Here is a 13,415-nt window from a genome sequence, read left to right as displayed (position 1 = left end):
AGTAGGTGCCATTGATTCTATTGTAGATATTATCAGTGTGGCTGTCTGTGTGGACAATCTCGGTGTGGACGATATTGTCGTTTCCGAATTATATGAGGGATCCGGCCATGTGCATTGTCAGCATGGTATGATGCCTGTGCCTGTACCTGCAACTGCGAATATTGTTGCGGCTAATCATCTGCCGATGAAGATTACGGACGCTCAGGGAGAAATGGTCACACCGACAGGTGCAGCGATTGCAGCTGCTCTTCGTACGCAAGATCATTTGCCAGAGGATTATCAGTTACTGAAGATCGGCCTTGGTGCCGGCAAGAAGGATTTCCCGAAGGCAAATGTTTTGAGAGCAATGCTGCTTGAGACAAAGGATCAGCCACAGACAGGTGAGGAAGAAGATATCTGGAAACTGGAGAGCAACATTGATGACTGTTCAGGCGAAGTTCTCGGCTATACAATGGAGTGTCTTTTGGCTGCAGGGGCGAGAGACGTATGTTATGCGCCGATTTACATGAAGAAGAATCGTCCGGCCTATATGCTTCATGTGCTGTGCGACCGCAGACAGATTCCTGCAATGGAAGAAATTATTTTTAATGAGACGACAACCATCGGTATTCGCAGATATAAGGTTGAGCGTACAATTTTAAAACGTCATGAAGCAAAAGCCAAAACGGCTTATGGCGAAGTGGAATTAAAAATTTGTGAGAAGAATGGCATCGTTTATCGTTATCCTGAATATGAAAGTGTAAAAAAGCTTTGTGAGGCAGCCGGTGTACCGTTTAAAGTTGTATATCAGGCATCTTGTGAAGCAGAAATCAGTGAATAAACAGCATGGAAAGCGTGCTGTAAATGAAATAAAATGTCGAACAGGGCATCAGGTATGAGACACAAGAAGTGAGGAATCAGACATGGAAATCAGAACACGTTTAGTAAATTATATGAAGGAATTGGGGGATAAGGATCTGTGTGTGGCTTTTTCAGGCGGCGTGGACAGCTCAGTTATCTTAAGGGCAGCCTGTGAGGCGGCAGCAGCTAATGGTAAAAAGGTGTACGCAGTGACCTTTGAAACAAAACTGCATCCAAAGGCAGACTTGCCACAGGCTCAGAAAGTGGCCAAAGAAGCAGGCGCTATTCATCATGTTATCTATGTCAATGAGCTGGATAATGAGGAGATGCTCAACAATCCTGTGAACAGATGCTATCTCTGCAAAAAATATTTGTTCCAGAATTTGCTGACATTTGCCGCTGAAAAAGGTATCGATACAATCATGGAAGGCAACAATGCAGATGATCTTCTTATCTATCGACCGGGAACACAGGCAGTTAAAGAGCTTGGGGTATTAAGTCCGCTGGCAGAGCTGGGGATTACAAAGGCACAGGTGCGTGAAATTGCAGCAGATATGGGACTTTCATGTGCCAGCCGTCCATCTTCTCCTTGTCTGGCAACACGACTGCCGTATGGTACACCGATTTCATTCGAACTGCTTGCAAGGGTGGATGCCGGTGAACAGTGGCTGAAGGAGCAGGGATTCCCAATTGTCCGTCTGCGTGTTCACGGTGATATTCTGCGTATTGAAATTGAAAAAGAACGTTTTTCGGATTTTATTGCAATGGCAGATAAGATCACAGCAAAAATGAAGGAACTTGGTTTCGTCTATATTACATTGGATGCGGAAGGTTTTCGCTCAGGCAGCATGGATGTACATATTGTGAAATAGACAGAAAAGAAATAAAGTAAAATGAGCCGTTCCGGGACTGAAACAGAAGAAACGATGCCCGGAACGGTTTTTGTGTCAATGATAAAAAGCCGGAAAGGAAGCAGTTGATTCTTATGAAACACAGGCAATAATGTGCTCATATTCAGATGGTCTGAAATGCACAATAAAATGCTGCTGCTGTTTCTGAGAAAGATAATAGCACGGAATATTTTCAAGACCAAGCGCTCTGGCTTTATGCAGACGGTGATTGCCGTCGATCAGCAGCAAATGATCTTTGGAAAGCTCGGCAACCACCAGAGGCTTTGTCAGATCGGAGGCCATGGCCCGGGTGTGACTGACTCTGGCATCATTATGGTCAGCCAGTAAAGCGGTGGAAAGTGTCTGGATTGTATAAGAATCAGGATGTTGTTCAATGTCTTCAAGAATAGAAGTGACATCCCAGATGAGAATACCGTTGTCTGTTGCAAAATGATATTTCTGTCGCATAAATCAAACCCTCTGTAAATGGAAAAAGTTGGTAACAACGAAAAAAGGCAACGTGCGATAGACGCCGTTGCCTTTTACTGCTCTATCATAGCATAATATTTTTAAAATGTATATCCCCTAATTTAAAAATATTGATTTATGGGTGCAGATATAGTATGATAATCAGAGAATTTTATGAAAAAGAATTTAGGAGGCGTAATGTGAACCGGTTTATTAACGATACGAAAAAGTACTGGAAATATACCTTATACGCTGCAAAGTCACAGTTGAAGACAGAGGTAGCCAATTCCTACCTGAATTGGATCTGGTGGGTGCTTGAGCCATTCTGTTTTATGTTGATTTATGCATTTATTTTCGGGTATATGCTGGGGCATAAGGAATTATATTACAATGTTTATATATTTGTGGGTCTTGCCATCTGGGATTTCTTCAACAGATGTATCAAGAGTTCTGTCAGAATGGTGAAGCGCAACAAGTCCATTGTGTCGAAAGTGTATTTGCCGAAGCACACATTGATTATGTCTGATATGATGGTGAACGCATTCAAGATGCTGATCTGCTTTGGCCTTTCAGCCGGCATGATTATTTACTATAGAGTACCGATTGGCTGGCAGGCACTCTATGCGATTCCCGCATTGATCACGATGATCATATTTACGTTCGGATGCTGCTGTATATTGCTTCATCTGGGAGTTTTTATTGATGATATGGCTAATGTGATTAATATTGTGCTGCGTTTTGTGTTTTATTTGACAGGTATTTTCTATAATATTAATATTTTTCCGGAGCCAATTTATAGTCTGGTACTGAAGGGAAATCCGCTGGCATTTATGATTTCAAGTTTCAGAGATTCTATCCTGTATCAGACAGTACCTTCGAGAAAATGGTTGTTATTCTGGTTTGTCATTTCAGTGGCACTGGCTGCATTTGGTGTGCGGAACATTTATAAGAATGAGAATACGTATGTAAAGGTAATATAATATGGAAGAATATGCAATTACAGTCAAAGATTTAAAGATTCGTTATAAAAGTGTACAGGCCTATTCAATCAAAAAGAGTCTGCTTCGGTTGAAAGGTGTGGAGGCGAAAGCCTTTGAAGCCGTGCGCGGCATCAGTTTTGAAGTTAAGCAGGGCGAAATCCTTGGTATTACAGGCAAGAATGGAAGCGGCAAATCAACACTGCTTCGCGCATTGGCACATATCTTTTCTGCGGATGAAGGTAGTATTGATCTGCATGGCCATTCTGTTTCACTGCTGGCCATTGGTGTTGGATTCAAGAATGAGATGACAGGACGTGAGAATATCATGCTGTCAGGTATGCTGCTTGGATTCAGCGAGAAAGAAGTACAGGAACGTATGGATGACATCATCGAATTTGCCGGATTGGGTGAATTTATTGATATGCCGGTGCGTACCTATTCAAGCGGTATGTATTCCAAGCTCGCATTTTCTATTACGGCCATTCTTGAAACAGATATCATGCTGATTGATGAGGTGCTCAGTGTAGGTGATGAGAAGTTCAAGAAGAAGAGCTATGAGAAGATGAAATCACTGATCTCACAGCGCAACCGGACGGTTGTTATTGTGTCACATAGTCTTAAGACTTTGGAAGAATTGTGTGACCGTGTTATGTGGATGCATGAAGGCAAGATTGTGAAGATCGGTGAACCGGTTGAAGTATTGAATGAGTATCGGGAGTTCATGAAATAGAAGGTGACAGAATTGAAAACAATAGTTGAGTTGTACAATGATGATAATCGCAGATCGGAAGTTATGGAAAGGGCAGGAGAAATCCTGAAAAAGGGCGGACTTGTAGCTTTTCCGACAGAAACGGTGTACGGACTGGGTGGAGATGCTCTGAATCCTGAAGCGTCGGCCAGAATTTATGCGGCAAAGGGACGGCCATCGGATAATCCGCTGATCGTGCATATCGCAGATATGGAAGCGCTTAAAGTACTGACATCGGAAGTTCCTGAGAAAGCCAGACTGCTGGCGGATCGTTTTTGGCCGGGACCATTGACCATGATCATGACTAAATCAGATGCGGTGCCTTATGCAACAACAGGCGGTCTGGATACAGTTGCTATTCGTATGCCATCGCATCCGACAGCTTATGAATTGATCAGAAGCTCCGGTGTGTATATTGCGGCACCGAGTGCCAACACATCAGGCAGGCCAAGTCCGACAACTGCACAGCATGTCTATGAGGATTTGAATGGACGTATTGATATGATTATCGACAGCGGCAAAGTGGATATCGGATTGGAATCTACCATTGTGGATCTGACCGGAGAGATACCAACGATTCTGCGCCCGGGCTATATAACGAAGGAAATGCTGGAAGAGGCTGTGGGCCCTGTGACCATTGACAAGGCAATTCTTGCAGATCATGAGGATCCGAATCTTCGTCCAAAGGCGCCGGGAATGAAATATAAGCATTATGCACCGAAGGGCGATCTGGTTATTGTGGAAGGAAAGAAGCAGGCAGTGGCCGAGACAATCAATCATTTAACAAAGATGGATGCAGAAGCCGGATTAAAAACAGCAGTTATTGCTTCTGATGAGAATTTATCTCTTTATGATGCGGACTGCAAGATCAATATCGGGTCCAGAGAACATGAGGAAAGCATTGCGGCTAATCTGTATGAAGTCCTTCGTGAAATGGATGAGATGGGGGTTCAGAAGATGTATTCGGAGAGTTTTGCCGGCGGCGGACTTGGCGCGGCCATTATGAATCGCCTGCTGAAAGCGGCCGGACATCATGTGATCCGCGTATAATATTTATGGTACTCAGCCGGATACCCGGAGGCATGGACAAAGGGTATCCGGAATATATATAACAAAGGAGAATGAGAAAATGATAGCACTTGGATGTGATCATGGTGGTTATGAACTGATGCAGGAAGTGATAAAATATCTGGAGGAGCACGGCCTGGAATATAAGAATTACGGTACTTATTCCACAGATTCCTGTGACTATCCGGATTATGCCAAAAAGGTAGCAGAAGCAATTCTTGCAGGTGAATGTGAAAAAGGTATTCTGATCTGCGGTACAGGCATTGGTATTACAATTGCAGCCAACCGTTATGAGGGAATCAGAGCGGCCAACTGTACAAACAGCTTTATGGCGGAAGCTACAAGAGAGCATAATGATGCCAATATTCTTGGTATGGGAGCACGTGTCATTGGTGTGGGCACTGCATTGAAGATTGTGGATACATTCCTGAATACACCATTTTCCAATGATGAAAGACATAAGAGAAGAATTGCAAAGATTGAACATTAAAGCATCAAATCATCCGCCGGGCAGGCGGCAGTGCCTGCCTTTAACGGGTGATTTTTGCTGTTTATGTGAATAATGAACAAAAGGAGGATAAAGATGTCAGAAAAGAGGCAAGATTATATCAGCTGGGATGAGTATTTTATGGGGGTAGCAAAGCTTGCAGGGCTAAGATCTAAGGATCCGAACAGTCAGGTTGGTTCCTGCATTGTCAGCCCGGATAATAAGATCCTGTCCATTGGTTATAATGGTTTTCCGAGGGGGTGTTCGGACGATGTATTCCCCTGGAGCCGAGAAGGCGATGAGTTGGATACCAAGTATTTTTATGTTACTCACAGCGAATTGAATGCTATTTTGAATTACCGCGGAGGCAGCCTGGAAGGAAGCAAAATTTATGTGTCATTGTTTCCGTGCAACGAATGCTCCAAGGCGATTATCCAAAGCGGAATTCGAGAGATTATCTATGATTCGGATAAATATGGTGACACACCGGCTGTTATAGCATCGCGAAAAATGCTGGATGCAGCGGGTGTTCATTATCGCCGTTATATTCGGAGCGGGCGGGAACTGAAGATAACAGTATAAAAAACAATAAACAAGCGTTGAGCAGTTTGCATGAATTGTTTGTGTGCAAACTGTTCAATATATACATTGATTAGATACAGAATTATGTATACAGTAGACATGTTAAATAGTAAACATGACGCTATGCAAAAGAATTATAGACATATTTATTAAAATTTGCTAAAATAATTATTGAGCGAATTTTGAAACAGATAGAGCAATCATAAAAGGGAGAGAGAGAATGAGAGATAAGCATGGTATAGGACAGGCGATTGTGATGATCACACAGCTCAGCATCAATATGCTTGTACCTGTTTTTATGTGTCTGTTCATTGGTATCTGGCTGGATAAGCGCCTGGGTACAGGATGGCTGACACTTGTTTTTCTGATTCTTGGTATTATGGCATCTATTCGTTCAATGTTCATCACGTTAAAGCCATTGTTGAAGGGAGAAAGAGAGAAGAAGGATGAAGCATTTAAAAAGCAACTGGATGAGCAATTTAAAGACTCAGAATGAAGCGCTTGCGGATCTGATTCTTGGTATCCTGATATTTGGCATACTGGTAGTATTTGTGGGACTGTTTGTGGCCCCGGATAAAGCAGCCTTTGTGTTGGGTGCAGTACTTGGTACAGCGACTTCCGTAATTCGAGCCGTGCATATGGCGGTGACACTTGATCGGCAGCTGGATTACGGTGAGAAGGATGCAAGAGCTTATGCGGCACGTAATTATGGTATTCGTTATCTGATTATGATCGCAGTGCTTCTTGTTTCAACCAGACTGGGTGTTTCCGGCATGGCGGGAGCTGTCATCGGATTGTTTTCGATGAAGCCGGCTGCGATTCTGAGCCCTCAGATTCACAAGTATATTTATACCAGAATTTTTGGCAAAGGAAGGTGAAGTTATGGGCAATGAAGTCGACTTTATGGTACATGGATATGTTCCTCTGAACATTTTCGGCCATGAAGTCTGGTTGACGACAACACATGTCTGCCTGCTGATTGTCTGCCTTTTTATGCTGGTCATAGGGCTGATTGTCAACAACAAGATGAAGCACGCAACAGAGGTGCCGGGAATGGTACAGAACATTGCGGAGCTTTATGTGGAAATGATGGACGGCGTGGTCCAGTCAAGTATGTTCAGGCATTGGGGCAAATATGCCAACTATATCCTGACAATTTTCATGTTCCTTCTGTTTTCCAACATTTCGGGTCTTTTCGGACTCAGACCGCCAACTGCTGATTACGGTGTGACATTGCCGCTGGCATTGATCACATTTGTTTTGATTCAGTTTAATGCATTCAAGTGGAAGGGTGTTGGAGGCTATGTGAAGGATCTGATGGATCCAATCCCATTATTCCTGCCAATCAATATTATCAGCGAATTTGCAACGCCGGTTTCACTGTCGCTGCGTCTGTTTGGTAATGTCATGGCCGGAACCATTATGCTGGCATTGTATTACGGCATGCTGCCTGTGCTGGCAACAGTAGTGATTCCGTCATTCTTACATGCATATCTTGACTTATTCTCCGGAGCGATCCAGGCATATGTCTTCTGTATGTTGTCAATGACATTTATCTACCAGAAAATGCCGGAATAAAATATCCGGACAATCAAAATTTATATTTTTTTAAGGAGGAAATATAATGAATGGTATAACAAATGAAGGTTTAGTATTAGCGTGTTCAGCAATTGGCGCCGGCCTCGCTGTTATTGCCGGTATCGGACCTGGTGTAGGCCAGGGTATTGCAGCCGGTCATGGTGCATCTGCAGTTGGACGTAACCCGGGTGCTAAGGGTGATATCATGCAGACAATGCTTCTTGGTCAGGCCGTTGCCGAGACAACAGGTCTTTATGGTCTGGTTATCGCTCTGATCCTGCTCTTTGCCAACCCATTATTTGGCAAACTGTAAGATCAGACAATATTGTTTAAGCAACAATATAAAACAGAGATATTCTGAAAGGAGGCTTAAACTTGGAGGACAGATTGTTTGGGCTTGACGTGCAGCTCCTGTTCGATGCGTTTGTACTGTTTGTTGTGATTATGATCATGTACGCCATCATGAGCAGGCTCTTCTTTAAGCCGGTGCGTGCATTCCTTGAACAGAGAAAGCAGGCAGTGGCAGCAGACAGAGATGAAGCACAGCAGCTTCAGGAAGCAGCTGAGGTATCAAAGGCGGCTTATGAAGAAAAGCTGAAGGCTGTACACAAAGAAGCCGAAGAGATTCTATCCGCATCCAGAAAAGCTGCAATGAAGCAGCAGGATGCCATTATTGACCAGGCGAAGTCAGAAGCCTCTGCAATCATGGAACAGGCAGACAGAGAAACAGTATCTGAAAAACAGCGTATCAAAGCGGATGTGAGAAAAGAGATGTGTGGACTGGCACTTGCAATGACAGGACGGTTTGCAGATCAGGCTGATCCACAGCGTGGAGAAGTTCTTCTTGAGGAAGCGCTGAAGGAAATGGGTGGTGAAGCATGGTTGAATTAATTGTTACAGCGATCAATGTGTTCATCCTGTTTTTCCTGATAGGATACCTTGTCTCGGATATGCTGTCCGGAATGCTGACCAAGCGTCAGGAACGGATTGCTGATGACATCAACACAGCCCGTATGAGTAAAGAAGAAGCACTGGCTCTTAAGAATGATTATGAGCACAGACTGGCTGATTTTGAAAGTGAAAGGGCTGATATTCTTGAAAATACACGCAGGAAAGCTGCACAGATGGAAGAGAGAATTCTGCTGGATGGACAGCAGGAGGCTGACAGAGTGATTGCCCGTGCGAAGAGAGAAGCTGAGTTGAAGAAGACGAAGCTTAAGGAAGATGTCAGACATGATATGATCATGGCTGCATCTATCACAGCATGCAAGCTGGCAGCAGAAACTCTTGATGACAAGAAGCAGGCGGTATATATTCAGGAAATGCTGGATGAGATGGGTGAGTCAACATGGCAGAATTAATTGATAAGACATATGGAGAGGCATTGTTTCAGCTGAGTCTTGAAGAAGGCAAGGTAGAACAGTATGCCGATGAAGTAAGAAGCATCAAAGAAGCCATTGCTGAGAACCCTGAATTCATGGTTTTACTGGACCATCCTCAGATTACGAGGGAAGAGAAAGTGGAAGTTATGAGAAACTGTCTGGATGGCAGAGCCTCTGACAGTGTGACCGGCTTCTTTGTTACCGTTATTCAGGCGGGAAGACAGCATTTTCTTATGGGAATGATTGATTATTTCCTGGATGCTGTCAGAAAGTATCAGCATATTGGCATAGCAGATGTGACCAGTGCCTGTGCATTGAGTGATGCGCAGAAGGCGGCCGTTGAAAAACGGCTTTTGGAGACAACAGGTGATGTCTCCATTGAGATTAATTATCAGGTAGATCCTGAGATCATTGGAGGATTGGTTATCCGGATCGGTGATAAGGTTGCCGATAATAGTATCCGGACCCAGATCAATACTCTGACGAAGGCTATATTAAACAGCTAGAAAGAAGGTGCCAAAAGCTCCATGAATTTAAGACCTGAAGAAATTAGTTCAGTTATTAAAGAACAGATTAAGAGATATAAATCAGAACTTGAAGTATCAGATATTGGTACAGTTGTTCAGGTAGCGGATGGTATTGCGCGTATTCACGGACTTGAGAATGCGATGCAGGGCGAACTTCTTGAATTCCCGGGTGACGTTTATGGTATGGTCATGAACCTGGAGGAAGATAATGTTGGTGCCGTTTTGCTCGGCAGTAACAGAAATATCAATGAGGGAGACGTTGTTAAGACAACAGGACGAGTAGTTGAGGTACCGGTTGGTGACGCAATGCTTGGACGTGTTGTCAATGCTCTTGGTCAGCCAATCGATGGCAAAGGCCCTATTGATACCAATGCTTTCCGACAGATTGAGAGAGTAGCCCATGGCGTTATCGAGAGAAAGAAAGTCGATACACCGTTACAGACAGGAATTAAGGCGATTGACGCCATGATCCCGATTGGCCGTGGTCAGCGTGAGCTGATTATCGGTGACAGACAGACTGGTAAGACAGCCATTGCCCTTGATACGATTATCAATCAGAAAGGACAGGATGTCCTTTGTATCTATGTTGCAATTGGTCAGAAACAGTCGACAGTATCTTCTATTGTACACACACTGGAATCCTTCGGAGCCATGGATTATACAGTTGTTGTTGCAGCAACAGCATCCGAACTTGCACCATTGCAGTATATCGCGCCATATGCGGGCTGTGCGATCGGTGAAGAGTGGATGGAGCAGGGCAAGGATGTCCTCATTGTTTATGATGACTTGACAAAGCATGCTGCTGCTTATCGTACACTTTCCTTGCTTCTCCGCAGACCACCAGGGCGTGAAGCATACCCAGGTGACGTTTTCTACCTGCATTCAAGACTTCTGGAACGTGCTTCCAGACTGTCCGATGATCTGGGCGGCGGTTCATTGACTGCACTTCCGATTATTGAAACACAGGCAGGCGACGTATCTGCGTATATTCCGACGAACGTTATCTCCATCACAGACGGACAGATCTACCTTGAAACAGAAATGTTCAACTCAGGTTTCAGACCAGCGATCAATGCCGGACTTTCTGTCAGCCGAGTTGGTGGTGATGCGCAGATCAAGGCAATGAAGAAGATTGCCGGTCCTATCCGTACAGAGCTTGCTCAGTTCAGAGAGCTGCAGTCCTTCGCACAGTTCGGTTCCGATCTGGATGCGGATACACTGCAGAACCTGGCACAGGGTGAACGTATCCAGCAGATACTGAAACAGCCTCAGTATCAGCCAATGCCGGTTGAGAAGCAGGTTGTTATGATTTATGCCGTTACAAGAAGACATCTGACAGATATTCCTGTAGATCAGGTACTTGACTTTGAAAAGGATCTGCTTGAATACATGGACAGCAAATGCGATGATGTTCTGGCAGCTATCCGTACAGAAAAGGTACTGACAGAAGATATCGAAGCAGGTCTTGTAAAGGCAATCACAGAGTACAAGAAGGTATTTCTGGAAGAAAATAAGAGGTGATAAAGCATGGCCTCAATGAGAGAAATTAAACGACGCAAAACCAGTATTCAGAGTACGGCTCAGATTACAAAAGCCATGAAACTGGTTTCTACGGTTAAGTTTCAGAAGGCGAAAGTCAAAGCTGAAACCACCCGTCCGTATTTTGACAAGATGTATGAGACAGTGTCTTCTATCCTGTCAAGATCAGGCAATATTCACCATCGTTATCTGATGCAGGGTGAATCTCAGAAAAAGGCAGTTATTGTCATTACGTCCAATCGCGGCCTTGCCGGCGGCTACAACAGTAATGTTGAAAAGGCTGTTACCAGTGTCGGTTTTAATCCTGCAGATGTGCAGCTTTACACAGTAGGTAGTAAAGGACGTGACAATCTCTCCAAAAAAGGTTATGCCGTAGCAAAGGATTACGGCGATGTCATTGAAGCACCAACGTATCGTGCAGCAATGGATATCGGCCGTGATGTGCTGAATGCCTTTTCGTCCGGTGAAGTGGGTGAAATCTGGATGGCCTATACGGTCTTCAAGAATACGATCACTCATATTCCGAAGATGATCCGTCTTCTGCCTGTAGCTGTTCCTGAAGAGGAAACAGCCGAAGAGAAGAAAGACGGACCACTGCTTCTGATGAATTTTGAGCCGGAACCGGAAGAAGTACTGGATGCAGTCATTCCGAAGTATATCAATAGTGTTATTTACGGTGGTATGATGGATGCCGTTGCCTCTGAGAACGGTGCCCGTATGACAGCCATGGATAATGCAACAAGCAATGCAGAGGATATGATTGAGAATCTGACATTAAGCTATAACAGAGCAAGACAGGGTGCGATTACACAGGAAATTACCGAAATCGTATCCGGTGCAGAAGCGCTTAAATAAACAGAAGGGAGTGATAGCAGCATATGGCAGAGCATAGTATTGGCAAAATCACTCAGATTATCGGTGCGGTACTGGATATCAAGTTTGCCGACGGAAATCTTCCTGAGATAAACGATGCCATCCGCATTACCAGAAAAGACGGCTCAACACTTGTTGTTGAAGTTGCTCAGCATCTGGGTGATGATACTGTCCGCTGTATTTCCATGGGACCTACTGATGGTCTTGTGCGTGGTATGGAGGCTATCGCTACAGGCGGCCCTATTACGGTGCCTGTAGGTGAAAAGACACTGGGACGTATTTTCAACGTTCTCGGTGAAGCAATTGATAATAAAGAAGCTCCACAGGCTGAAGAACACCTGCCGATTCATAGAAAACCACCTGCTTTTGAAGATCTGTCTGATGAGCAGGAAATCCTTGAAACAGGTATCAAAGTCGTTGACTTACTTTGCCCTTATCAGAAGGGTGGTAAGATCGGTCTGTTCGGTGGTGCCGGTGTAGGGAAGACCGTCCTGATCCAGGAGCTTATCCGTAATATCGCAACAGAGCACGGCGGCTACTCTGTATTCACAGGTGTAGGCGAGCGTACCCGTGAAGGTAATGACCTTTACACAGAAATGTCTGAATCCGGTGTTATCAACAAGACAACCATGGTATTCGGACAGATGAATGAGCCACCTGGCTCAAGAATGCGTGTCGGTCTGACAGGACTGACAATGGCAGAACATTTCCGTGATACCGGCAAAGACGTGCTGCTTTTCATTGACAATATTTTCCGTTTTACACAGGCTGGTTCAGAGGTATCTGCTCTGTTGGGCCGTGTACCTAGTGCCGTTGGTTATCAGCCGACACTGCAGACGGAAATGGGTGCGCTTCAGGAGCGTATCACATCTACAAAGACAGGTTCCATCACATCCGTACAGGCTGTATATGTACCTGCCGATGACTTAACAGACCCTGCTCCGGCAACGACATTCACCCATCTGGATGCAACGACGGTACTTTCACGTTCCATCGTTGAGCTGGGTATTTATCCGGCCGTTGATCCGCTGGAATCCACATCACGTATGTTGGATCCGCATATTGTTGGTGAAGAACATTACCGTGTTGCCAGAAGCGTACAGGAGATTCTTCAGCGTTATAAAGAATTACAGGATATTATCGCTATTCTTGGTATGGATGAACTTTCAGAAGAAGATAAGCTGGTTGTATCCAGAGCACGTAAGGTTCAGAGATTCCTGTCCCAGCCTTTCTTTGTAGGCGAACAGTTTACAGGTCTGAAAGGACGTTATGTACCGCTGTCTGAGACAATCCAGGGCTTCAAGGAAATCATTGCAGGTAAATACGATGATATTCCTGAAAGCTATTTCCTGATGGCAGGTAATATTGATGACGTTCTTGCCAAAGTGAAATAAGTCTGGAGGATGAGATATGGAAGCCTTGATGCAGCTGCAGATCATTACACCGGATCATC

Annotated in this window: 18 protein-coding genes; 17 read left to right on the top strand and 1 reads right to left on the bottom strand. The window is 44.5% G+C overall.

Annotation, left to right across the window (positions count from 1 at the left end; genetic code table 11):
* The coding region (gene larC2, locus WMO25_RS07195; RefSeq protein ID WP_349084739.1) for a nickel pincer cofactor biosynthesis protein LarC2 at positions 1-820 on the top strand (820 nt) is incomplete at its 5' end.
* Positions 821-902: 82 nt separating this feature from the next.
* Positions 903-1,712 carry an ATP-dependent sacrificial sulfur transferase LarE gene (gene larE, locus WMO25_RS07190; RefSeq protein ID WP_256167940.1) on the top strand — a complete coding sequence of 270 codons (810 nt, stop codon included), beginning with the start codon at positions 903-905 and terminating at the stop codon, positions 1,710-1,712.
* A gap of 111 nt (positions 1,713-1,823) precedes the next feature.
* Here larE and WMO25_RS07185 read toward each other — a convergent pair whose 3' ends face one another.
* Positions 1,824-2,198: a ParB N-terminal domain-containing protein gene (locus WMO25_RS07185; protein WP_117539271.1), complete on the bottom strand. Its 375-nt coding sequence runs from the start codon at positions 2,196-2,198 to the stop codon at positions 1,824-1,826.
* Positions 2,199-2,398: 200 nt separating this feature from the next.
* Between WMO25_RS07185 and WMO25_RS07180 the strand changes: the two genes are divergently transcribed.
* The 15 genes from WMO25_RS07180 (at position 2,399) to atpD (ending at position 13,356) form a co-directional block, all read left to right on the top strand.
* The gene (locus tag WMO25_RS07180) at positions 2,399-3,178 is read left to right on the top strand and encodes an ABC transporter permease (RefSeq protein ID WP_227082950.1); all 780 of its coding nucleotides are present in this window, start codon (positions 2,399-2,401) and stop codon (positions 3,176-3,178) included.
* Between the two features lies 1 nt (position 3,179).
* Positions 3,180-3,908 carry an ABC transporter ATP-binding protein gene (locus tag WMO25_RS07175; protein ID WP_215689112.1) on the top strand — a complete coding sequence of 243 codons (729 nt, stop codon included), beginning with the start codon at positions 3,180-3,182 and terminating at the stop codon, positions 3,906-3,908.
* A 12-nt stretch (positions 3,909-3,920) separates the two neighbouring features.
* Positions 3,921-4,976, top strand: coding sequence for an L-threonylcarbamoyladenylate synthase (locus tag WMO25_RS07170; protein WP_435384303.1), 1,056 nt, complete (start codon positions 3,921-3,923; stop codon positions 4,974-4,976).
* Between the two features lie 79 nt (positions 4,977-5,055).
* Positions 5,056-5,484: a ribose 5-phosphate isomerase B gene (rpiB, locus tag WMO25_RS07165; RefSeq protein WP_015513208.1), complete on the top strand. Its 429-nt coding sequence runs from the start codon at positions 5,056-5,058 to the stop codon at positions 5,482-5,484.
* A 93-nt stretch (positions 5,485-5,577) separates the two neighbouring features.
* On the top strand, positions 5,578-6,063 hold the full coding sequence (locus WMO25_RS07160; protein WP_015513209.1) for a deoxycytidylate deaminase: 486 nt from the start codon (positions 5,578-5,580) through the stop codon (positions 6,061-6,063).
* A 220-nt stretch (positions 6,064-6,283) separates the two neighbouring features.
* On the top strand, positions 6,284-6,559 hold the full coding sequence (locus tag WMO25_RS07155; protein WP_015513210.1) for an AtpZ/AtpI family protein: 276 nt from the start codon (positions 6,284-6,286) through the stop codon (positions 6,557-6,559).
* Positions 6,534-6,941 carry an ATP synthase subunit I gene (locus WMO25_RS07150; protein ID WP_015513211.1) on the top strand — a complete coding sequence of 136 codons (408 nt, stop codon included), beginning with the start codon at positions 6,534-6,536 and terminating at the stop codon, positions 6,939-6,941. The genes WMO25_RS07155 and WMO25_RS07150 overlap by 26 nt, the downstream gene beginning before the upstream one ends.
* A gap of 4 nt (positions 6,942-6,945) precedes the next feature.
* Positions 6,946-7,641: a F0F1 ATP synthase subunit A gene (gene atpB / locus WMO25_RS07145; RefSeq protein WP_015513212.1), complete on the top strand. Its 696-nt coding sequence runs from the start codon at positions 6,946-6,948 to the stop codon at positions 7,639-7,641.
* A 46-nt stretch (positions 7,642-7,687) separates the two neighbouring features.
* Complete coding sequence (gene atpE, locus WMO25_RS07140) at positions 7,688-7,954, top strand: ATP synthase F0 subunit C (protein WP_015513213.1); 267 nt, start codon at positions 7,688-7,690, stop codon at positions 7,952-7,954.
* Between the two features lie 62 nt (positions 7,955-8,016).
* Positions 8,017-8,532 (top strand): F0F1 ATP synthase subunit B, encoded by a 516-nt coding sequence (locus WMO25_RS07135; protein WP_117528592.1) that lies wholly within the window; start codon positions 8,017-8,019, stop codon positions 8,530-8,532.
* The gene (locus WMO25_RS07130) at positions 8,520-9,002 is read left to right on the top strand and encodes a F0F1 ATP synthase subunit B (protein ID WP_015513214.1); all 483 of its coding nucleotides are present in this window, start codon (positions 8,520-8,522) and stop codon (positions 9,000-9,002) included. The genes WMO25_RS07135 and WMO25_RS07130 overlap by 13 nt, the downstream gene beginning before the upstream one ends.
* Positions 8,990-9,529 carry an ATP synthase F1 subunit delta gene (atpH, locus tag WMO25_RS07125; RefSeq protein ID WP_015513215.1) on the top strand — a complete coding sequence of 180 codons (540 nt, stop codon included), beginning with the start codon at positions 8,990-8,992 and terminating at the stop codon, positions 9,527-9,529. The genes WMO25_RS07130 and atpH overlap by 13 nt, the downstream gene beginning before the upstream one ends.
* 21 nt (positions 9,530-9,550) lie before the next feature.
* On the top strand, positions 9,551-11,071 hold the full coding sequence (gene atpA / locus WMO25_RS07120; protein WP_349084735.1) for a F0F1 ATP synthase subunit alpha: 1,521 nt from the start codon (positions 9,551-9,553) through the stop codon (positions 11,069-11,071).
* 6 nt (positions 11,072-11,077) lie between these two features.
* Complete coding sequence (gene atpG / locus WMO25_RS07115; RefSeq protein ID WP_015513217.1) at positions 11,078-11,944, top strand: ATP synthase F1 subunit gamma; 867 nt, start codon at positions 11,078-11,080, stop codon at positions 11,942-11,944.
* Between the two features lie 23 nt (positions 11,945-11,967).
* Complete coding sequence (gene atpD, locus WMO25_RS07110) at positions 11,968-13,356, top strand: F0F1 ATP synthase subunit beta (RefSeq protein ID WP_015513218.1); 1,389 nt, start codon at positions 11,968-11,970, stop codon at positions 13,354-13,356.
* Positions 13,357-13,415 lie beyond the last annotated feature (59 nt).

Source organism: Coprococcus intestinihominis, from assembly GCF_040096555.1.
In the GTDB taxonomy this organism is placed as follows: domain Bacteria; phylum Bacillota; class Clostridia; order Lachnospirales; family Lachnospiraceae; genus Coprococcus_A; species Coprococcus_A intestinihominis.
This window is presented reverse-complemented; position numbering and strand designations above follow the sequence as displayed.

Bases quoted from the DNA above. Each gene is read 5' to 3' on its own strand.
- atpH (WP_015513215.1), top strand. From the start codon at position 8,990: ATGGCAGAATTAATTGATAAGACATATGGAGAGGCATTGTTTCAGCTG.
- larE (WP_256167940.1), top strand. From the start codon at position 903: ATGGAAATCAGAACACGTTTAGTAAATTATATGAAGGAATTGGGGGAT.
- atpD (WP_015513218.1), top strand. From the start codon at position 11,968: ATGGCAGAGCATAGTATTGGCAAAATCACTCAGATTATCGGTGCGGTA.
- WMO25_RS07160 (WP_015513209.1), top strand. From the start codon at position 5,578: ATGTCAGAAAAGAGGCAAGATTATATCAGCTGGGATGAGTATTTTATG.
- WMO25_RS07130 (WP_015513214.1), top strand. From the start codon at position 8,520: ATGGTTGAATTAATTGTTACAGCGATCAATGTGTTCATCCTGTTTTTC.
- atpE (WP_015513213.1), top strand. From the start codon at position 7,688: ATGAATGGTATAACAAATGAAGGTTTAGTATTAGCGTGTTCAGCAATT.
- atpG (WP_015513217.1), top strand. From the start codon at position 11,078: ATGGCCTCAATGAGAGAAATTAAACGACGCAAAACCAGTATTCAGAGT.
- atpA (WP_349084735.1), top strand. From the start codon at position 9,551: ATGAATTTAAGACCTGAAGAAATTAGTTCAGTTATTAAAGAACAGATT.
- WMO25_RS07150 (WP_015513211.1), top strand. From the start codon at position 6,534: ATGAGCAATTTAAAGACTCAGAATGAAGCGCTTGCGGATCTGATTCTT.
- rpiB (WP_015513208.1), top strand. From the start codon at position 5,056: ATGATAGCACTTGGATGTGATCATGGTGGTTATGAACTGATGCAGGAA.
- WMO25_RS07175 (WP_215689112.1), top strand. From the start codon at position 3,180: ATGGAAGAATATGCAATTACAGTCAAAGATTTAAAGATTCGTTATAAA.
- WMO25_RS07185 (WP_117539271.1), bottom strand. From the start codon at position 2,198: ATGCGACAGAAATATCATTTTGCAACAGACAACGGTATTCTCATCTGG.
- WMO25_RS07155 (WP_015513210.1), top strand. From the start codon at position 6,284: ATGAGAGATAAGCATGGTATAGGACAGGCGATTGTGATGATCACACAG.
- atpB (WP_015513212.1), top strand. From the start codon at position 6,946: ATGGGCAATGAAGTCGACTTTATGGTACATGGATATGTTCCTCTGAAC.